The 19,349-nt window shown below is 56.9% G+C and carries 17 protein-coding genes and 1 other RNA gene; 5 read left to right on the top strand and 13 right to left on the bottom strand.

What is annotated here, in order from left to right; genetic code table 11:
* Window positions 1–8: 8 nt before the first annotated feature.
* The 3 genes from PYW49_RS08340 to yczE form a co-directional block, all read right to left on the bottom strand.
* Complete coding sequence (locus PYW49_RS08340) at window positions 9–3,101, bottom strand: beta-galactosidase (protein WP_320386217.1); 3,093 nt, start codon at window positions 3,099–3,101, stop codon at window positions 9–11.
* Between the two features lie 103 nt (window positions 3,102–3,204).
* Complete coding sequence (locus PYW49_RS08345; RefSeq protein WP_320386218.1) at window positions 3,205–4,272, bottom strand: LacI family DNA-binding transcriptional regulator; 1,068 nt, start codon at window positions 4,270–4,272, stop codon at window positions 3,205–3,207.
* Window positions 4,273–4,349: 77 nt separating this feature from the next.
* Entirely contained in the window at window positions 4,350–4,961 is a 612-nt protein-coding gene (gene yczE, locus PYW49_RS08350) for a membrane protein YczE (protein WP_047347262.1), read from the bottom strand.
* 86 nt (window positions 4,962–5,047) lie between these two features.
* Here yczE and yczR point away from each other — a divergent pair, with 86 nt between their 5' ends.
* Entirely contained in the window at window positions 5,048–6,469 is a 1,422-nt protein-coding gene (gene yczR, locus PYW49_RS08355; RefSeq protein ID WP_320386219.1) for a MocR-like transcription factor YczR, read from the top strand.
* An 83-nt stretch (window positions 6,470–6,552) separates the two neighbouring features.
* Here yczR and PYW49_RS08360 read toward each other — a convergent pair whose 3' ends face one another.
* The 3 genes from PYW49_RS08360 to ffs all read right to left on the bottom strand — a co-directional run bounded on the left by PYW49_RS08360 (window position 6,553) and on the right by ffs (window position 7,359).
* The gene (locus PYW49_RS08360; RefSeq protein WP_008503298.1) at window positions 6,553–6,768 is read right to left on the bottom strand and encodes a hypothetical protein; all 216 of its coding nucleotides are present in this window, start codon (window positions 6,766–6,768) and stop codon (window positions 6,553–6,555) included.
* Window positions 6,765–7,016 (bottom strand): hypothetical protein, encoded by a 252-nt coding sequence (locus tag PYW49_RS08365; RefSeq protein WP_047347264.1) that lies wholly within the window; start codon window positions 7,014–7,016, stop codon window positions 6,765–6,767. Before PYW49_RS08365 ends, PYW49_RS08360 begins: the two co-directional genes overlap by 4 nt.
* A 246-nt stretch (window positions 7,017–7,262) precedes the next feature.
* Window positions 7,263–7,359, bottom strand: an RNA gene (ffs, locus tag PYW49_RS08370) — signal recognition particle sRNA small type.
* 170 nt (window positions 7,360–7,529) lie between these two features.
* Here ffs and PYW49_RS08375 point away from each other — a divergent pair.
* Entirely contained in the window at window positions 7,530–7,841 is a 312-nt protein-coding gene (locus PYW49_RS08375) for an MGMT family protein (RefSeq protein ID WP_025204849.1), read from the top strand.
* A 33-nt stretch (window positions 7,842–7,874) separates the two neighbouring features.
* Here the strand turns inward: PYW49_RS08375 and PYW49_RS08380 are convergent, their stop codons facing one another.
* Complete coding sequence (locus tag PYW49_RS08380) at window positions 7,875–8,402, bottom strand: YbaY family lipoprotein (RefSeq protein ID WP_029741632.1); 528 nt, start codon at window positions 8,400–8,402, stop codon at window positions 7,875–7,877.
* Window positions 8,403–8,605: 203 nt separating this feature from the next.
* On the opposite strand from PYW49_RS08380, the gene tesB reads away from it, so the two are divergent.
* Window positions 8,606–9,466 carry an acyl-CoA thioesterase II gene (gene tesB / locus PYW49_RS08385; protein ID WP_134348612.1) on the top strand — a complete coding sequence of 287 codons (861 nt, stop codon included), beginning with the start codon at window positions 8,606–8,608 and terminating at the stop codon, window positions 9,464–9,466.
* A gap of 96 nt (window positions 9,467–9,562) precedes the next feature.
* Here the strand turns inward: tesB and amtB are convergent, their stop codons facing one another.
* From amtB to PYW49_RS08410, 5 genes are all read right to left on the bottom strand, one after another.
* Complete coding sequence (gene amtB, locus PYW49_RS08390; protein WP_047347266.1) at window positions 9,563–10,852, bottom strand: ammonium transporter AmtB; 1,290 nt, start codon at window positions 10,850–10,852, stop codon at window positions 9,563–9,565.
* A 35-nt stretch (window positions 10,853–10,887) separates the two neighbouring features.
* Window positions 10,888–11,226: a P-II family nitrogen regulator gene (gene glnK, locus PYW49_RS08395; protein ID WP_008503304.1), complete on the bottom strand. Its 339-nt coding sequence runs from the start codon at window positions 11,224–11,226 to the stop codon at window positions 10,888–10,890.
* Between the two features lie 221 nt (window positions 11,227–11,447).
* Window positions 11,448–13,229: a SmdB family multidrug efflux ABC transporter permease/ATP-binding protein gene (locus tag PYW49_RS08400; RefSeq protein WP_134348613.1), complete on the bottom strand. Its 1,782-nt coding sequence runs from the start codon at window positions 13,227–13,229 to the stop codon at window positions 11,448–11,450.
* Window positions 13,222–14,994, bottom strand: a complete 1,773-nt coding sequence (locus PYW49_RS08405) for a SmdA family multidrug ABC transporter permease/ATP-binding protein (protein WP_134348614.1) — start codon at window positions 14,992–14,994, stop codon at window positions 13,222–13,224. Before PYW49_RS08405 ends, PYW49_RS08400 begins: the two co-directional genes overlap by 8 nt.
* Window positions 14,995–15,024: 30 nt before the next feature.
* On the bottom strand, window positions 15,025–15,483 hold the full coding sequence (locus tag PYW49_RS08410) for an Lrp/AsnC family transcriptional regulator (RefSeq protein WP_008503307.1): 459 nt from the start codon (window positions 15,481–15,483) through the stop codon (window positions 15,025–15,027).
* A gap of 115 nt (window positions 15,484–15,598) precedes the next feature.
* Between PYW49_RS08410 and PYW49_RS08415 the strand changes: the two genes are divergently transcribed.
* Complete coding sequence (locus tag PYW49_RS08415) at window positions 15,599–16,645, top strand: PLP-dependent cysteine synthase family protein (RefSeq protein ID WP_320386220.1); 1,047 nt, start codon at window positions 15,599–15,601, stop codon at window positions 16,643–16,645.
* 40 nt (window positions 16,646–16,685) lie between these two features.
* On the opposite strand, the gene cof is transcribed toward PYW49_RS08415, so the two are convergent.
* A complete protein-coding gene (cof, locus tag PYW49_RS08420; protein WP_134348616.1) occupies window positions 16,686–17,504 on the bottom strand; it encodes an HMP-PP phosphatase in 819 nt (272 codons plus the stop codon).
* 101 nt (window positions 17,505–17,605) lie between these two features.
* Between cof and PYW49_RS08425 the strand changes: the two genes are divergently transcribed.
* Window positions 17,606–19,306 (top strand): SgrR family transcriptional regulator, encoded by a 1,701-nt coding sequence (locus tag PYW49_RS08425; protein WP_134348617.1) that lies wholly within the window; start codon window positions 17,606–17,608, stop codon window positions 19,304–19,306.
* Window positions 19,307–19,349: the final 43 nt, after the last annotated feature.

Raw genomic sequence — 19,349 nt, forward strand, 5'->3', positions numbered from 1 at the left:
CTCAATGGTCAGTTAAGGCTTTGCTGCCAGCAGAAGGAATAACGAAGCTGGCGTTTCTGGAGGATAAATTCCGGCGAAACGCTGGGGCTCCAGGAGTCATCGCCACCCACACCCATATGGAACGCATCAAGGTTGAGCCAACATCCCGGCTCTTCCCGCAGCAGATGATGATGGGTTGTCTCACGCAGCTGCTGCTGGCTGTAGCGGCTCGCTGAGAAATGGAACGCGCCATTCAGCTGATGCGCTCCAAGCACGAGTTCGCGGGTATCACAGCGCAAACCATTTTCCGTCGGGAAGATATACGGCGTATGCATGGCCTCCAGGGGTAATGTCCAGCGCCCCTGTTCTGCTGCCAGCTTTCTGTCCGGGTAGTTTTCATGCGGTCCCAGCCCCAGCCAGTGAACGTTTTCCGGCGTTTCGGCAAGATGAATGCTCAGTCCAATGCGCGCAGGCTCCGGAATATCGGACGCAATATCGACCTGAATATCACCGTGCAGCCTCCCCCGATCGTCCACCCGCCAGGTTTTGCGGCTCAGGAACAGCGCTTTGCCGTGATACTCCCCGACGTGCAGGGTGGTGACCACGACGTCGCCCGCGTGCTGCTCTGCCTCACAGTGCAGCACGCGCGAGGTGAAATCGTACATGCCCGCCGCTTTCCAGCGTTCAACCCACGCGTTCGGATCGATTTGCGTCGCTTCACTCACGCCAATGTCATTGTCCAGCGGTGCACGGCTCACGTTATCCGTCACCGGGGCGAGCAGCGTTTCAACGCCCTCGTGCCACCATTGCGTCAGGTTGCCTGAGGTGCAGTCGAACTGCCAGCGCTGTTGACGATGCGTGACCTCCAGCATGCGCTCGTTTTGCATCAAAACCGGAGGTTCGCCCGCAGACACTGGTGACGCAATAAAGAGCGGAGCCGGAAGCGGCCACTGCTCCCATGCGCAGCGATGATTAGCCGGTGACCACGGCGTTGCCAGCAGCTGGCGGACTTCAACGTTCAGCCAGACCTCACCCGGTTCGGCCTTCATCTCTGGCAGGGCGATCTCAACACGCTGAGCGCCTTCAGGGGCCATCGCGAGCGTAACCTCGCCCGCGGCCAGCACTTCCCCGTCACGGGCAAGCGTCCATCTCAGTACTTCGTTATCGGTGTGGCGGAACAGGTAGCCGCTTTGTACCTCTATCACCAGCGGAGAGGTGCTTACACGTGTAAAGGTAAAAAACTGCTGCGCGCGTTGCGCTTCGTACAGCGCCGGGTGCGGCGTGCGATCGGGGAAGACCAGGCCATTAAGGCAGAACTGCCGATCGTTCGGTTTATCACCAAAGTCCCCACCGTAGGCCCAGAACGCGTTACCATTTTCGTCTTTCTTCGTCAGGGCCTGATCGACCCAGTCCCAGACAAACCCTCCCTGCAGGCGAGGATGGCTGCGAAACGCCTGCCAGTATTTCGCGAACCCACCGAAGCTGTTACCCATCGCGTGGGCGTATTCACAGAGGATCAGCGGACGCGTTTCATCCGGCATGCCGATCCATTTCTTGATTGACCATTTAGGCACCGCCGGGAAGGGCTGATCCCGATCGACACGGGCGTACATCGGGCAGACGATATCGGTCGCCGCCGTATTCGCTCCACCGCCTTCGTATTGTACCGGGCGCGTCGGATCCGTGGACTTCACCCAGCGGTACAATGCATCGTGGTTTGCGCCGTGACCAGACTCATTGCCCAGCGACCAGATGATAATTGAGGGGTGATTACGATCGCGCTGCACCATGCGGGTCACGCGCTCGCTCATGGCGGGCAGCCAGCGGGGATCGTCAGCCAGGCGGCTCATCGGCACCATGCCGTGGGTTTCGATATTGGCTTCGTCAACGACGTACAGCCCGTAGCGATCGCAAAGCCGGTACCACAGCGGATGGTTCGGGTAGTGCGAGCAGCGCACGGCGTTGAAGTTATGCTGCTTCATGACTTCGATATCACGACGCATGGTCGCTTCGTCCATCACCTGGCCGTTTTCCGGATGATGCTCGTGCCGGTTAACCCCGCGAATCAGCAGCGGTTTACCGTTGAGCTTCAGCAGGCCGTTGCAGATTTCAACGCGGCGGAAGCCAACATCGCACGCCTCAATATCCAGCACTTCCCCCCGCGGGTTAAGCAGCGCCATCGTCAGGCGATACAGTTCTGGCGTTTCCGCGCTCCAGAGCGCGGGGGACACCACGGGGATCGTTACCTTTAAGCGCTCGGCCCAGCTGCCGCGTTCGTCAACAATGGCAGATCCCGGGCGCTGGACAACGCTGGCGCATTTCTCCCCCTTGCGCCACAGGGTAAAGGCCACTTCACACGTCGAAAATTGCGCTCCCTGCAGGGCGACGTCAACCTTCAGCACCGCGCGGTCCAGTTCCGCATTCAGGTCTGTCAGGACGTGATAATCGGCAATCTGCGTCTCGGGTTTATGCAGTAAGGTCACATCGCGGAAAATGCCGCTCATGCGCCACATGTCCTGATCTTCCAGATAACTGCCGTCGCTCCAGCGCAATACCATGACCGCCAGGCGGTTCTGCCCGGGGCGCAATGCCGCCGAGAGGTCAAATTCGGCGGGCAGTCGGCTGTCCTGGGAATAGCCTATCCACTCTCCGTTGCACCACAGATGAAACGCCGAGTTCACGCCGTCAAAGATAACGCGGGTTTGCCCGCTCTGTAACCAGGCCTCCTCCACGTCAAATGTGAGCGAGTAACAGCCGGTCGGGTTTTCTTGCGGCACAAAAGGCGGGTTAACGGGTATGGGATAGGTCACATTGGTGTAGATGGGCGTATCGAACCCCTGCATCTGCCAGTTAGACGGCACGGGCATCGCAACGGCATCGTCGCAATCTTTGGTTACCCATGCCTGAGGAACCTGCTCGGGCGCAGCAAAAAAACTGAATCGCCACACCCCGTTGAGAGTGCGCCTGCTGACGGATCCAGTGTCGTCCCGGGCAGAGTGTTCATTACGCCAGCTGTGTAAAGGCGCGTGTGCGGCCAGGCGATTCCACTGGGTAACTCCCGGATTTTCCCAGTCTCGTCGGGCCAGAATGGCGCTGAGGGTCAGCGATGGGGTATTGGACATATCAACCTCTTTGCGAAGCGCTCACAATTTTGGTTAACATGCCCTGGCACTCTGCGACGGTAAAGCGTTCAATCGCGGGGTAGCGAGTCAGATCACAAAAGTCTTATTTGCGGGCAAGCTGCTCGGCCAGCAGTGCCAGACTTCTGAGCTGCTGGGCCAGCTCCTCTCGTTCAGCCTGCTGGGGAGCATGGCGCGCGCTGGAATGACGGGTAACAAGCGTAACCGGCAGCTGAACCTGCCAGCACGTTTCGCCCCCGGTGGGGGCCAGCAGCCACTCCACGCTGCGCTCGCCCGCCTCGCGAAAGGCCTGACGAATGGTCGTCAGCGGCGGGGAAAACCAGGCGCTGTCAGCCGTATCGTCGAACCCGACCACGGAAATCTGGCCCGGCACCGCGATCCCTTTTTCCGCGCAGGCGCGCATCACCCCGAGCGCCATTTGATCGTTCGCCACCAGAATCGCATCCGGTAATGCCCCAGACAGCAGCAGATGCCCCTTCTCATATCCGCTGGCCGCGCTCCAGTCACCGTATGCCACTGCAACGGCTTCCAGACCCGCGCGTGTCAGGGTGGCTTTCCATCCCGCCAGACGCGCCCGTGCTGAAACAGAACTTTCCGGCCCGCTCAGCAGGGCAATACGCTGATGCCCCAGCGAAATCAGATGCTCAACGCCCAGACGCGCGCCCTGTTCTGCGTTAAACACAAGGCTGTTTACCTGCGCGGAGGGCGATACATCAAGGAACAGCACCGGAACAGGCGACGCCAGCGCCCTGAGCTGTTCGGCATGTTCATCGTCAAGCGGAACATTCACCAGCAGGGCTTCCACGCGCTGCGCCAGCAACGCCTGAAGCGCGGTCTGACACTGCTGTGGTTGCTCCACCATGGAAATGAGGACGCTCGCCCCCTGTTCTGCTGCACGGGATTTTACCGCCGATACAATTTGCGAAGGCGCGTGCAGGGCCAGATCGGTAGTGATGAGGCCCAGCGTACGGGTGCGTTTACCCGCCAGCTGCTGTGCCCGAAGGTTAGGAACGTAGTGCAGCTCCGCCATCGCCTGCTGCACCTTTTCCCGCGTGCGGGCAGACACATGTTCCGCGTCGTTAATGACGCGGGAAACGGTCTGATAAGAAACCCCCGCAAGGAGGGCGACATCATAGAGAGTGATAGCTTTCATGCATTCTGGCATCGCGTGTTTCGGGGTTTCTATTCTGGCACAGCGACGCCATTAAAACATGTGAGCGCTTCGCAAAATTAAACAACCCGCTCCGGCTGGGGAATTTCCGCAATGCGCGGCTTCTGGCGGAACCAGGGCAAACAGAGCTGGATAAGCGGGCCAATGGTCAGGGCATATAATACGGTCCCCACCCCAAACGTGCCGCCAAGCACGCAGCCAATCAGCAGGACAGACACCTCAATAGAGGTACGTACGCTGCGAATGGACCATCCCAGCCGGGCATGAATACCGGTCATCAGGCCGTCGCGCGGGCCAGGCCCGAAACCGGCACCGATATACATGCTGGTCGCAATTGCGTTCATCACAATGCCCCCGACTAATAGCGTGATTCGAAGGGGCAACGAACTCAGTTCGGGGATAAGCGCCATGCTGGCATCTGCCGCCAGACCGATACAAATCACGTTACTGATCGTGCCAAGCCCCGGCATCTGACGCAGTGGGATCCACAGCAGCAGTACCGCAGCGCCGACTAAAATGATCACCGTCCCGATGCTCATCCCCAGCTGCATCCCCACCCCAAGATGGAAAACATCCCACGGATCGACGCCCAAATCGGAACGAATAAACATCGCGGTGGAAAGGCCATACAGCCCTAAACCGACATAAAGTTGTAGCAGACGACGTACCATTTTTATCTTCTCCAGTGAACCAGGCTTTCATCCTGACCTAAAATGGCACTATGATTAATGTCCAGTTTTCAAATAGTGGACTGCATATGTCATCACGCCGCTTCGGAAGCCAGTCTCTGATACGCCTTTTAGGCCACTGGCAGCAAACCTCTTCCCGCACTCCGCTCTGGCGTCAGCTGGCCGATGCGCTGCGTCTGCTCATCCTTGATGGCCGGCTGGCACTCAATACGCGGCTGCCGGGCGAACGTGAGCTGGCCTCTGCACTCGACGTGAGCCGGACCACCATCAGCAGCGCCCTCGCCCATCTGCGTGAGGAGGGTTACCTTGAAAGCCGTCACGGCAGCGGGTCACGAGTGATCCTCCCGGATACGCGCGCTGTTCCCACTCTTTCAGCGGCGAGTGCCGCACTGGACCTCTCCACTGCCGCCCTGAATGCCGGTCCGGAGATCCACCAGGCGTATACCCATGCGCTCACGGCCATTACGCAACACCTCTCGCTGACGGGCTACGATCAGCTTGGACTGCCGGCGCTGCGGGAGGCCATCGCTGCGCGCTACACCGCACGCGGTCTTCCCACTCGCGCTGAAGAAGTGATGGTGGTCAATGGCGCTGTCAGCGGCTTTGCGCTGGTACTGAGGATGATGACCGGGCCGGGGGATCGCGTCGTGGTTGATCATCCCACCTATCCGCTGGCGATTGCCGCCATTCAGGGGGCGCAGTGTCGGCCCGTGGGGGTGTCACTGCCGGAAACCGGCTGGGATACGGACGGCTTCGCGGCAACGCTTGCCCAGACAGCGCCGCGGCTGGCGTATCTGATGCCAGATTTTCATAACCCGACCGGACGATGCATGGACATCGCTACCCGTCAGACCATCACCGATATTGCTGCACAAACCCGTACGGCGCTGGTGGTAGACGAGACGATGGTGGATCTCTGGTTTGACTCGCCGCCACCGCCGCCTCTCGCATCCTTTAACCCGCAGGCCACCGTCATCACGTTAGGCTCTGCGGGAAAAAGCTTCTGGGGAGGACTGCGTCTCGGCTGGATCCGCGCCTCTTCGCGTACTATCGCCACGCTTGCCCAGACGCGGGATACCCTGGATTTAGGGTCGCCGCTGCTGGAACAGCTGGCGATGCTGTGGCTCATGAACAACAGCGAGACATTTCTGCCCGCACGCCGGAAGATGCTGGCAGAACGACGCGATCGATGCGGTGAACTGTTGCGCGAACATTTCCCGGAGTGGACATTCCATGAAGCGGAAGGCGGGCTCTCTTACTGGATAGAACTCCCGGGCATGCTGGCGACACAGCTTGCCGCGCGGGCTGAAATTCTGGGGATCAATCTGGGGACCGGGACGCGGTTTGGTTTATCAGGCGCGTTTGATCGCTATTTACGAATGCCATTCTCGCTCGAACCGACAGAGCTTGAGCAGGCGTTGCTGAGGATCAAACCGCTATGGCTTGCTCTGAATAAAAACGTACAGCCGGTAAAACGCAGCGTGATTTAATATTAAAAAGTTTGAAGCCGATCATAAAAAATAAAAGCTGCTGACTGTCACGGAGGCAGTCAGCAGCTTTCACCAGTCAGGAGTTAATGCTGAGCAGGAATAGGAAAACCTTTAAGTGAAATAACGAAGTTTTCACCATCTTTCTTTATTTTTGCGCCGGTATCACACCAGTCAGACGCAATACGAAAGAACTCATCACTACCGACATTCCAGCCAAGACGTACGTGCTTCACGTAGCCTGAACGCAACAGATCGCAGGCCTCTTTGTAGTCACTGGCAGTTGACAGTTGTTGTTTCATTTTCTCTTCTTCAGAAGTTTACGTAGAGCTTTGATTTCTTTAGGAGTAAAAGGAGAAATACTCTCTTCTTCCGTATGCTGATTATCAATATCCTCTTCCGATACTCCCGCCTCTTCTACTGCTTCAAACGCCAGCAGCAGCAGTTTCTCTGTCGTCACGCTTAAATTCTCGTTATTGTCTTCCGCATAGTGGCGAAGTCTTTCTTTTAGCGCGTCATCAATCTTAACATTTAATACCGCTGTAGCCATGTTTGTCACTTCCCTTCGGAATAAGTACTTTATTTAATACACGAAGTTAACAATGTTATCCAGATATATATTTGTTTGAGTTATGGAAGAAAATAGACATCCAAATATAAAATGCCAGTCTATTATTACAAGTTTATGACATTAATATTTCAGTGAAATGAAATATATATTACACGATATAGGCTTTGTATTTGTGTGGAATAAGGCTAAAGAGGAAGACGCTATGAGGCCAGAAATGGGTGGGGGCCCTGCCAGCTACATCCCGGCACACACGTCGTCTGCCCTGGCTGCTTCCTTCCGGACCTGACCTGGTGAACAGAGTAGCGTTGCGGGAGAACCAACAGAGCCCCCATTGAGAGCGTTGATAACCAACGCGCTGGCGCATTATCCCTGTGCTAACGCCCAATTGCAAGCTGCCAGGAACTGGATGCTGGTTTCTTGCGCAAACAGGCGCAGCAATCATCACGATCTTCGTTTACCATGGCTCTCCAGAAAATCCCCACAGGTGAAGGTATGGACGAACACGACTCCTTTCCACAGCGCGTATGGCAAATTGTGGCCTCTGTGCCGGAAGGCTATGTCACCACCTATGGTGATGTCGCGCGTCTGGCAGGCTCTCCGCGCGCGGCACGACAGGTTGGAGGCGTCCTGAAACGGCTACCGGAAGGAAGCACGTTGCCCTGGCATCGGGTGGTGAATCGTCATGGCGCCATCTCGCTCACCGGACCGGATCTCCAGCGTCAGCGTCAGGCGTTACTTTCAGAGGGCGTGCAGGTGTCAGGCTCGGGTCAGATCGATTTGCAGAAGTACCGCTGGGTGTACTGACCCCTCTCCCGGAGGAGAGGGGAAATACCATCATTACATCTGAGTTGGTGGGGTTGGCAGGGACGGCTGATTGGTCTGCGGTGCGACCGGCACTTCGGTCTGCTGCACAGGTACCAGATTCAGGTCGACTTTTGTCCCACCGTTGTTAATCGCTTCCTGGACCGTATCGGTGATAAACACCAGCTTACCGTTGATCGTTACCGCTGCACTCAGCAGGATACGGGCATTAGGCTGCACGTCCGACGGGTTATACGGTAACACGAAGCTAAACGGCGCCTGCTTGCCTTCAGTGCGGACGGCGCGCTGAGCCACAACCTTCGATGGCGCGTCGGCCAGGGAAGCATCAGACAGCGTCACCGTTAATACCGCATCCGGCGGTAACGCGACTTTCTGTTTAATCCAGATGGTACCGGAAACGTTAGGCTGCTGAATGGATTGCTGCGAAAGGGTATTAATCCCGTTCGGATCGGCTGCTGGTACAGGCACCTGGGCGCTCTTACCGGCACAGGCGGACAACGCCACCGCAATAGCTACACCACTTAGCATGGGCACGAGTTTCATTGAAGTCTCCTTATCATCAATGCACCAGCGGGATCGATCCCATCCGATGTCGTTTCAATCACATAACGTATTCAAGTGTGGCACAAATCACTGATTAATGCCTGAAATCGTCCCGATATTCAGATTATTCTACCCATCGGACCACTTTCATTTCTGCGTTATACTCTGCCTATCTTTCGCTACGGCGTTTATTGAGGACAACTATGAGTCAGGCACTGAACAATCTGCTGACATTACTGAATCTGGAAAAAATTGAGGAAGGACTCTTTCGCGGACAGAGCGAAGATTTAGGCTTACGCCAGGTCTTCGGAGGACAAGTCGTTGGACAAGCGCTGTACGCTGCAAAGGAGACTGTCCCTGCAGACCGTCTGGTGCACTCATTCCACAGCTACTTCTTACGTCCTGGTGATAGCGCAAAACCGATCGTGTATGACGTTGAAGTCCTGAGAGATGGCAACAGTTTCAGCGCGCGCCGCGTAGCGGCCATCCAGAACGGTAAGCCGATCTTTTACATGACCGCCTCTTTCCAGGCGCCTGAGCCCGGCTACGAGCACCAGAAAGTGATGCCTCCGGCGCCGTCGCCAGACGAGCTCAAATCAGAGACCGATATCGCCCGTGCGCTGGCGCATCTGCTTCCGCCGCAGGTCAAAGAGAAGTTTCTCTGCGATAAGCCGCTTGAGATCCGCCCCGTCGAGTTCCACAACCCGATGAAAGGTCACACCGCGGAACCGAAGCGCCAGGTCTGGATCCGGGCTAACGGTACCGTAACGGAGGACTTCCGCGTTCATCAGTATCTGCTGGGCTATGCGTCAGATTTCAACTTCCTGCCGGTGGCGCTGCAGCCGCACGGCGTCGGGTTCCTCGAAAAAGGGATGCAGGTCGCGACGATCGATCACTCCATGTGGTTCCACCGTCCATTCAACATGAATGAGTGGTTGCTCTACAGCGTGGAAAGTACGTCAGCATCGAGCGCGCGCGGGTTTGTGCGTGGGGAGTTTTATACTCAGGATGGCGTGCTGGTCGCCTCGACGGTGCAGGAAGGGGTGATGCGTAATAGAGGTTGATGAAAAAAAGCCCGGTGGCGCTACGCTTACCGGGCCTACGGATTGTGCAGTTGTAGGCCGGGTAAGGCGAAGCCGCCACCCGGCAAAACGCTCAGATCATGCGTTATACGCGTTCTCGCCGTGGCTGTTGACGTCCAGACCTTCGCGTTCCTGCTCTTCCGGTACGCGCAGACCAACCGTCATGTCCGCCAGTTTGTAGCCAATGAAAGCGACAACGGCAGACCACACCACAGTGACAGCAATACTTTCCAGCTGCACCAGCACCTGATGGGCCATGGTGACGCCTTCTGCGTAGCCCACGCCACCCAGCGATTTCGCTGCAAAGATCCCGGTCATGATACAGCCGACGATGCCGCACACGCCGTGCACGCCAAACACATCGCAAGGGTCATCAACGCGCAGAATACGTTTCAGCGCCGTCACGCCCCACAGACCCGCCAGACCTGACACCAGGCCGACCAGCAGCGCGCCACCCACACCGACATAACCACATGCTGGGGTGATACCGACCAGACCGGCAATCGCCCCCGAACAGGCACCCAGCAGAGAAGGTTTACCGCGCACAGCCCACTCGCCAAAGACCCAGGAGAGGATTGCACCTGCCGTGGCCACAACGGTATTCACGAAGGCCAGCGCGGCGATTTCGTTCGCGGCACTTGCTGAGCCGGCGTTGAAACCAAACCAGCCAAAGTAGAGGATCGCGGTACCGGTGAAGACCATCGGCAGGTTGTGCGGTTTGAACGCTTCTTTACCGAAGCCCACGCGTTTGCCAATCAGGTATGCGCCAACCAGACCCGCTACCGCGGCGTTAATGTGCACAACGGTACCGCCCGCGAAGTCCAGCGCGCCATGCGTCGCCAGCAGACCGCCACCCCAGACCATGTGCGCAATCGGCACATAGGAGAGCGTCAGCCAGACCACCACGAAGATCAGGACCGCAGAGAAACGAATACGCTCCGCAAGCGCGCCCACAATCAGCCCGACGGTAATGCAGGCGAACGAGCCCTGGAAAGCAACGTGAATATACTGGTAGAAACTGCCCATCAGCGCGGTCAGTTCAATATTTTTCAGCATCACCCAGTCGAAGTTACCAAAGAACGCGTTGCCCGTGCCGAAAGCCAGCGAGTAACCGTAAACCACCCACAGCACGCAGACCAGCGCGAACGTTACGGCAACCTGCGTCAGCATGGAGAGAACGTTTTTGCCACGGATCAGGCCGCCATAGAACAGCGCAATGCCCGGGATGGACATGAACAGCACCAGCGCGGTGCTGATCATCATAAAGGCGTTATCGGCTTTGTCTGCCACCGCAGGTGCAGCAGCCAGCGCCAGGCCCGGCAGCAGTGCCAGCGAACCCAGACCCGTTTTAAGTGTTGCTATCTTCATTTTCTCGTTCCCTATCACTGTGTGCCAGGCGTTAATTACAGTGCCGCTTCGTCAGATTCGCCGGTACGGATGCGAATGACGCGCTGCAGTTCGGCAACGAAAATTTTGCCGTCGCCAATTTTGCCGGTATAGGCCGCTTTGCTAATGACATCAATGACTTCATCTAGCTGATCGTCAGCAATCGCGACATCAATTTTTACTTTTGGCAGAAAGTTAACGCTGTATTCCGCCCCGCGATAAAGCTCGGCATGACCCTTCTGACGACCAAAGCCTTTCACTTCGGTGACAGTCAGTCCCTGAATACCCATTGAAGACAACGCTTCACGCACGTCTTCGAGTTTGAATGGTTTGATTACAACCGTAACCAGCTTCATAGATCCCCTCCAGTCAGAATTCGGTAATGGCCGCAGCTAACGCAGAAGGTATTGCAAGGGGTGTGCCAGAAATGAAAACCAGGGGGGAACAGCGGTGCGATGAGCGTTACACGGTACCGATAAACGAACCGGTGAAAAAAAACGCACCATGCCGGTGCAGGGTGCGTTTCCGTTTTGCACCAACAGGAATGACTGTTAGCGCGCCGCCTCATTTTGGTGCATCAGGCGCTAAGCGACTCTTCATCTCGCACGCTGGCCGCCAGCTCTTCGCCCGCCAGCTGCAGCTGATACATCTGCCAGTACCGCCCTTTTGCTTCCAGCAGCTCGCGGTGCGTACCGCGTTCAACGGCCTGTCCGCGATGCAGCACCAGAATAGTATCTGCCTCGACGATGGTCGAAAGACGATGGGCAATCACCACCAGCGTCGTATGGTCGCGTACGGCAGCCAGCGCCTGCTGGATGGCCTGCTCGGTGCCGGAGTCAATACTGGCCGTTGCTTCATCCAGAATCAGTATCTGCGGCGTTTCAATGAGCACCCGCGCCAGCGCCAGGAGCTGTTTTTGTCCGACGGAGAGATTGTTCCCCTGCTCGCCCAGTTTCGTATTGATCCCGTCGCTAAACCCGCGCGCCAGCGCTGCCAGCTGTACTTTTTCCAGCACGTCCCAGACCTGCTCCTGGGTATAATCTCGCCCCAGGGTCACGTTGGCGTAGAAGGTATCGGCCAGTACGACCGGATCCTGCTGCACCATCGCAACGCCTTTGCGTAACACAGTGTGGCTGAGAGATGCGAGCGGGCGTTCGTCGAGGCGGATCTCACCGCGGCTTACCGGGTAATATCCCATTAATAAGCTAGCGAGCGTGCTCTTGCCACTGCCGGTATGCCCCACCAGCGCCACGAACCCGCGTGATGGGACATCAAGCGTGATGTCCTGCAACACCATTTGGTCGTCGCGATAGGCAAACGAGACGTTATCAAAGGCAATGGCCCCGCTTTGCAGAGGACGCTCATCGTTGCCGTAGGTCTGACGCGGTCTGTCCATCAACTCGAATACGCGCTCCCCTGCCACTACGGCCTGCTGGAGCATCGACTGCTGTGTCGTAAGCTCAATCAAGGGTTCGTTCAGGCGGCCAAGGTAGCTGATGAAGGCGTATAAAACACCAACCTCAATGGTTCCTCGTGTGGTCAGGCCAAAGAGCATCAGCAGCCCGCACAGCACCAGCGTGGAGAAGAGGCTCAAAAGCGGGCGTAACAGGAACCCATCAAGCCGCAGGGTCTGCATGCGCGCCATGTAGTGCGAGCGGCTGGCTTCGCCCATCCGCTCGCCAAAACGTGCCTGCTGGCGGAACTGCTGGATGACGCTCATGCCGTTGATCACTTCGTTGAAGCCATCATTGATGTCGGCCAGGTAGGCGCGCACCCGACGCACAATCGGCGTGCTGTAACGTTGGTAGATAACCATGACAATCAACACCGCCGGGAAGATAGTGATTGCCACCAGCGCCATACGCCAGTCGAGGCTGAACATTGCCACCAGCATTGCGCCAATCAGCGCTGCGCTGCGCAACACGGTCGCCACCACGGTGACGTACAGATCGCGGATCACCTCCGTATCGTTGGTTACCCGTGAAATCACCTGCCCGACCGGCTGGGTATCAAACTCGCTGAGCGGCTGGCGAAGCGCGGCGTCCATCACATCCGTACGCAGCTGCTGTACGACGCCCACCGCGGCACGGTTAAACAACAGCGACTGGGCATAGTGCAGCCCGGCAGCCGTCACTTGTAAGCCAACGTAGGCCACGCCTAAGCCCGCCACCAGCCCCAGCGGCAGGTAGCTTTTAGCGACCATATTATCGATGAAGTAGCTGATGAGCAGCGGGCCGCTCACCTCGGCAATCGCCGCAATCCAGAGTAAAAGCACGGCCACGGACAGCGGTTTACGCCACGGCGAGCCGTAGGCCAGCAGACGTTTAAGCGTCGGCCACATCGTTCCGAGCTTACGCATGAGTGGCCTCCTCAACGTGTTCCGGCGCATCATCTAGCGCCGCTTCAAGCTGCTGATAGCGATACATATCGCGATACCAGCCCGGTTGCTCAGCAAGCGTTTCATGCTGCCCGCGCTGGGCAATATGCCCGTGCTGTAATACCAGTATTTCGCTGGCTTCGGTGAGCGCTGACAAACGGTGGGCGCTGATAATCACCGTGCGTCCGTCGCCCCACTGGCGCAGGTTATGCAGGATCTGGTGCTCGGTACGGCCATCCACGGCGGAAAGCGCATCATCCAGGATCAGGATTTCAGCATTCAGCAATAGCGCGCGGGCAATGGAGATTCTCTGTTTTTGCCCGCCGGACAGCATGACGCCCCGCTCTCCGACTTCCGTATCATAGCCCTGGGGCAGACGCAAAATATCGTCATGTACGCTGGCTAACCGCGCCACATGCTCTATCTCTTCCTGCGTTGCCGACGGTTTTCCAAGGGCAATGTTGTTCGCCACGGTGTCTGAAAACAGAAATGGCGTCTGGCTCACCACCGCCAGGCGACCTCGCCACTCATCCAGCACCAGCCTGGTCAGGGGAATATCATGGAAGCGAATATCACCCTGCGTGACGTCAAAGTGACGCTGGAGCAGAGAGAGCACGGTACTTTTTCCGGCCCCCGTCGGGCCGCAAATGCCCAGCATCTGGCCGGGCTGAAGCGTAAAACTGACGTTCTCCAGTACCGGATGTTCCGCTTGCGGATAGACAAACTGACGGACGTCGACCTTCATAACACCGCGTCCTTCCGGTACCGATTCGCTACCGTCATTGACCACCGGCGCCTCAGCCAGCATGGCGCGAATACGGCTATAGGCCGCGCTGCCACGCTCAACGATGTTAAACATCCACGCCAGCGCCAGCATCGGCCAAATCATCAGACCCAGATACATCGCAAAGCTGGTTAACTGGCCGAGGGTCAACGCGCCCTGCACCACCATCCAGCTTCCGCCGCCAATCGCCAGCAGGTTTGCCATGCCAATTGCGATATAAATCGTCGGGTCAAAACGGGCGTCAATACGCGCGACGCGCATGTTCTTCGCCCCCGTGTCTGCGGCATCGGCCGCAAACAGAGCAGATTGTCTGTCTTCCAGGCCAAACGCTTTGATCATGCGGATGCTGGTCATACTCTCCTGGGTGCGATCGTTCAGAGACGAAAACGCCGCCTGCGCCAGCTTAAAGCGCTCGTGCAGCTGTTCGCCGTAGCGATTGATCGCCAGCGCCATGAGCGGCATCGGCAGCAGGGCAAGCAGGGTTAACTGCCAGCTGATCTGCGTGGACATGACGATCAACACCGCACAGCCCATCACCAGCGAGTCCACCAGCGTCAGCACCCCTTCCCCGGCGGCAAAGACCACGCGATCGACGTCGTTAGTGGCGCGCGCGATAAGATCCCCGGTGCGATGGCGCAGATAAAATTCGGGATGCTGCCGGCTCAGCTGGCGATAAAAATCTTCACGCAGCTCAACGGCCAGCTGATAGGACGCGCCAAACAGCAGCACGCGCCAGACGTAGCGCAGCAGATAAACAATGACGGCCGTCAGCACCAGCGTGCCAACCCACATCAACACCCGTGCGGTGGTGTAATGCTGTTCGGTGACGCCATCCACGACGTATCCCACCACTTTCGGCGGGATCAACTGCAAAATGGCAATGATAATAAGCAGGAATACAGCGCCGAGGTAGCGTTGCCACTCCCGACGAAAGTACCAGCTTAATTGGGCAAATAATCGCACGCGGTTTGTTCCTGAAGGTATTTTACGAAGTTATTCAATCGGTAACGCTGTGGTGTATTTAATCTGTTCCATGGCGAAGCTTGAGGTAACGTCCGATAATCCCGGTACGCTGTTCACCAGTCGCTTGTAGAAATCATCATAGCGCTTCATGTCTGCGACCTGAACGCGCATCAGGTAGTCGTACTCGCCGGCCATACGCCAGAAGCCGAGCACCTCTGGCATTTCAGACACCTGAGTGACAAAGCGGCAATACCACTCGCTGCTGTGATGCTGAGTTTTTATCAGGACGAATGCCGTCAACCCAAGCCCCAGCTTTTCGGGATCTAATAATGCGACGCGCCCCAGAAGAATACCGTCATCTTCAAGCTTCTTGAGGCGCTTCCAGCACGGCGTGGTGGTCAGATTAACGGCATCTGCCAGCGCCTGCAAAGAGAGGGTACAGTCACTCTGCAGCAATGAAAGGAGCTTGCGGTCAATTTTATCTAGCATACCCACCTCACAGAGAAAATTTTTCTCCCTTCATTCTATTTTAAAGGCCAGATAGCAACAATTTTTTCTGTGCTTTTCGCTATGCTAGGCACAAAATGACAAACGGATAACTACGATGAATAGCACCTGGGTTAAACATGCGATCAGCGAAATCAATGCCGACTATCAGCGCTCGGCGGATACGCACCTGATTCGCCTTTCCCTGCCGGGATTTGACGGTATTCAGCTCTATCTGAAAGATGAAAGCACCCATCCTACCGGCAGCCTGAAGCATCGTCTGGCGCGTTCTCTGTTTTTATACGGTTTATGTAACGGCTGGATTAAAGAAGGTACCACTGTCATTGAATCCTCATCCGGTTCAACGGCGGTGTCCGAAGCTTATTTTGCTCGCCTGCTGGGCCTGCCGTTTATCGCAGTGATGCCTTCCTGCACTGCGAGACGCAAAATCGAACAGATCGAATTTTACGGCGGTCGCTGCCACTTTGTGGAAAGCGCCTGCGAAATCTACGACGCCTCCGAAATGCTGGCCCGCGAGCTCAACGGCCATTATATGGACCAGTTCACCTTCGCCGAGCGCGCGACGGACTGGCGCGGCAATAACAACATTGCCGACAGTATCTTCCGCCAGATGACCCACGAACCGCATCCGGTTCCGTCGTACATTGTGATGAGCGCCGGTACTGGCGGCACGTCAGCCACGATCGGACGCTACATTCGCTGTCAGGGCTATGATACCCAGCTGATGGTGGTTGATCCGCAGAACTCCGTGTTCCTCGACTACTGGCAAAACCGCGATGCCAGCCTGCGCAGCCCGGTGGGCAGCAAAATTGAAGGGATTGGCCGTCCGCGCGTTGAACCATCGTTTATCCCGGATGTGGTGGATGAAATGCTTCGCGTGCCGGATGCCGCAAGCGTGGCAACGGCGCACTGGCTGGAGACGCAGCTGGGCCGCAAAGTTGGCGCGTCTACCGGGACCAACATGTGGGGTGCCTTACATCTCGCCGCACGCATGCGTGAAGCGGGCCGCACCGGCTCTATCGTCACGCTTCTGTGCGACAGCGGCGAACGCTACCTTGAAACCTACTACAATGCGGAATGGGTGCAGACCAACATCGGCGATATCGCCCCGTGGAAAGCCCGGATTGCAGAGCTGCTGAAATAAAAAAAGCCAGACCTCGGTCTGGCTTGCTGGAAGGGTCTCACTATTCGGGGGAATACGGGAGGTTGTTGTTGTCCAGCCAATGCGTCAAAAAATGAGACACCGCTTCGTTACCGCAGTGCCCAATAACCGGCAGATGGGGAAGCTCTGCTTTTAGCTGCGCCATCGCATTTCCCATAATAAGACCACGGCCAACGCTGCCCAGCATCTCCCGGTCATTCATAGCGTCACCAAACGCCATACAGTCCTGCAGCGTTAAGCCCAGGTGGTCGCTCAGTACTGCCAGGGCGGAACCTTTGTTACAGCCCACAGGTAACACCTCCAGACAATCCACCGCCGAGAAGGTCAGATGCGCCCGGTTACCCAGCGCCTCATTCAACTGAATGCGTAAGCGACAGAGATCGTCGTGATCGCCGCAGAAGCAGATCTTGGTCACCGCATGGGCGGGGATCCGACGCAGGTCGATAAGCTGGTATTTAAAACCACTGTAGACGTGCGCATGCAACAGTTCCGGAATTTCACGTCCGGTAAACCAGCCTTGATCGTTAAAGACGTGGATGCTGGCCTGCGTATCCCAGGTGCTGTGCAGCACGATATCCGCCACTTCCGGGTTGAGATCCTGACGGTGCAGCACATCACCTTCTACAGAATGAATTCGCGTCCCGTTGCCGGTGATCAGAAAGGCGTCGAGGGAAAACGCGCCAAGTAGATGGCGCATTTCCAGCACATGACGCCCGGTAGCAAACGTCAGGGTGACATCACGCTCGTGCAGGCGCTTCAGCGTGTTCAGGGTTTTCTTCCCCAAACGGTGATCCGGCATTAACAGCGTACCGTCCATATCAAATGCAGCGAGCCGAGCCATGATTACTCCCGAAATGTGATGCGATTAACTTGTGCATCAGTATCGTGTGAGATATACGGAAGTAATAGTGAATAGATGATAATTATTGTTCCGGGTTTCTCATGCGCCAGCTTAATCGACTTAATCAGTATCACCGCCTCTGGCAACCTTCCGAGGGTGCGACGCAAAAGGTCACCATCAGCGAGCTGGCCGCCCGCTGTTTTTGTAGCGAGCGGCATGTCCGAACGCTGCTACGACAGGCCCAGGAAGCGGGCTGGCTGAGCTGGCGAGCGCAGTCTGGCCGCGGTAAACGGGGTGAACTGACGTTCCATGTCGCTCCGGAGTCGCTGCGCAATGCGATGATGGAAGAGGCGTTAAAACGTGGGCAGCAGCACAACGTGCTTGAGCTGGCCCAGCTTGCACCAGACGCGCTGCGGTCATTGCTGCATCCATTTTTAGGCGGACAGTGGCAAAACGACACGCCGACGCTGCGCATCCCCTATTACCGCTCGCTGGACCCGCTTCATCCGGGTTTTCTGCCCGGTCGTGCGGAACAGCATCTGGCCGGACAGATTTTTTCCGGGCTGACGCGCTTTCATGGCAGCTCCAGTGAACCCACGGGCGATCTCGCCCACCACTGGGAGGTGTCAGAGGACGGCCTGCGCTGGCATTTTTATATTCGATCCACTCTGCACTGGCATAACGGCGATAAAGTCGAGACCGGACAGCTTCAGCAAAGCCTGACCGCGCTTTTTGCCCTGCCCGCCCTGCGTAAGCTATTTCAGAGCGTCTTACGCGTTGACGTCACTCACCCTCAGTGTCTGACATTTACCTTGCACCAGCCGGATTACTGGCTGGCACACCGTCTGGCCACCTACTGCAGCCGTCTTGCCCATCCCGAACAGCCCATGACGGGCAGCGGGCCCTTCAGACTCAGCGTCTATGAACCCGACCTGGTTCGTCTGGAGAGTCACGAACAGTACCATCTCAGCCATCCGCTGCTTAAGGCTATTGAATACTGGATCACACCGGCGCTGTTTGACTCTGGTCTGGGTACCAGCTGTCGTCATCCGGTGCAGATTGCCATTGGCGAGCCGGATGAACTTGAGAGCCTGCGCCTGGTAACCAACAGCATCAGTCTGGGCTTTTGTTATCTCACACTGAAGCAAAGCCCGCGTCTGAGTGAAATGCAGGCGCGACGGCTCATCAATATTATTCATCTCTCAACGCTTCTGCATACGCTTGGGCTAAACGAAGGGCTGATTACCCCAACAGAGGAATTACTGCCCGGCTGGGCGATCCCCCAGTGGCCGGATTTAACACATGTCCCTCTACCGAAGAAATTAACCCTGATTTACCATTTGCCGGTTGAGTTACACACGATGGCTCGACAGCTAAAACAGTACCTTGCTCAACAAGGCTGCGCGCTTACGGTTATCTTTTTCGATGCGAAAACCTGGGATGGATGCCAGCAACTGGCGGACGCGGACATGATGATGGGCGACAGGCTGATTGGCGAAGCCCCGGAATACACGCTTGAGCAATGGCTGCGCTGTGATGCCCTCTGGCCACATCTGCTGAGCGCGCCACAGTATGCTCATCTGCAGGCCACCCTGGATGCGGTACAAACCCAGGCCGATGAACAGGATAGGCATGCTGGCTTGAAAGCGATATTTAGCCAGCTTATGGAAAACGCGGTCCTTACACCGCTTTTTAACTACCAGTATCAAATCAGCGCCCCACCGGGGGTAAACGGCATACGCCTCAACACCCGCGGCTGGTTTGATTTTACCGAAGCCTGGCTGCCCGCCCCCAAATCGTGAAGAAGCTGGTCGCCGTCGTGGTCAGACGGTAACATAACGTTTT

The sequence above is a fragment of the Enterobacter chinensis genome (assembly GCF_034008295.1).
Classification (GTDB): Bacteria; Pseudomonadota; Gammaproteobacteria; order Enterobacterales; family Enterobacteriaceae; genus Enterobacter; species Enterobacter chinensis.

Bases quoted from the DNA above. Each gene is read 5' to 3' on its own strand.
- PYW49_RS08410 (WP_008503307.1), bottom strand. From the start codon at position 15,483: ATGCTAGATAAAATTGACCGCAAGCTCCTTTCATTGCTGCAGAGTGAC.
- PYW49_RS08340 (WP_320386217.1), bottom strand. From the start codon at position 3,101: ATGTCCAATACCCCATCGCTGACCCTCAGCGCCATTCTGGCCCGACGA.
- PYW49_RS08415 (WP_320386220.1), top strand. From the start codon at position 15,599: ATGAATAGCACCTGGGTTAAACATGCGATCAGCGAAATCAATGCCGAC.
- PYW49_RS08365 (WP_047347264.1), bottom strand. From the start codon at position 7,016: ATGGCTACAGCGGTATTAAATGTTAAGATTGATGACGCGCTAAAAGAA.
- yczE (WP_047347262.1), bottom strand. From the start codon at position 4,961: ATGGTACGTCGTCTGCTACAACTTTATGTCGGTTTAGGGCTGTATGGC.
- cof (WP_134348616.1), bottom strand. From the start codon at position 17,504: ATGGCTCGGCTCGCTGCATTTGATATGGACGGTACGCTGTTAATGCCG.
- tesB (WP_134348612.1), top strand. From the start codon at position 8,606: ATGAGTCAGGCACTGAACAATCTGCTGACATTACTGAATCTGGAAAAA.
- amtB (WP_047347266.1), bottom strand. From the start codon at position 10,852: ATGAAGATAGCAACACTTAAAACGGGTCTGGGTTCGCTGGCACTGCTG.
- PYW49_RS08360 (WP_008503298.1), bottom strand. From the start codon at position 6,768: ATGAAACAACAACTGTCAACTGCCAGTGACTACAAAGAGGCCTGCGAT.
- PYW49_RS08375 (WP_025204849.1), top strand. From the start codon at position 7,530: ATGGACGAACACGACTCCTTTCCACAGCGCGTATGGCAAATTGTGGCC.
- PYW49_RS08380 (WP_029741632.1), bottom strand. From the start codon at position 8,402: ATGAAACTCGTGCCCATGCTAAGTGGTGTAGCTATTGCGGTGGCGTTG.
- PYW49_RS08345 (WP_320386218.1), bottom strand. From the start codon at position 4,272: ATGAAAGCTATCACTCTCTATGATGTCGCCCTCCTTGCGGGGGTTTCT.
- glnK (WP_008503304.1), bottom strand. From the start codon at position 11,226: ATGAAGCTGGTTACGGTTGTAATCAAACCATTCAAACTCGAAGACGTG.
- PYW49_RS08400 (WP_134348613.1), bottom strand. From the start codon at position 13,229: ATGCGTAAGCTCGGAACGATGTGGCCGACGCTTAAACGTCTGCTGGCC.
- PYW49_RS08425 (WP_134348617.1), top strand. From the start codon at position 17,606: ATGCGCCAGCTTAATCGACTTAATCAGTATCACCGCCTCTGGCAACCT.
- yczR (WP_320386219.1), top strand. From the start codon at position 5,048: ATGTCATCACGCCGCTTCGGAAGCCAGTCTCTGATACGCCTTTTAGGC.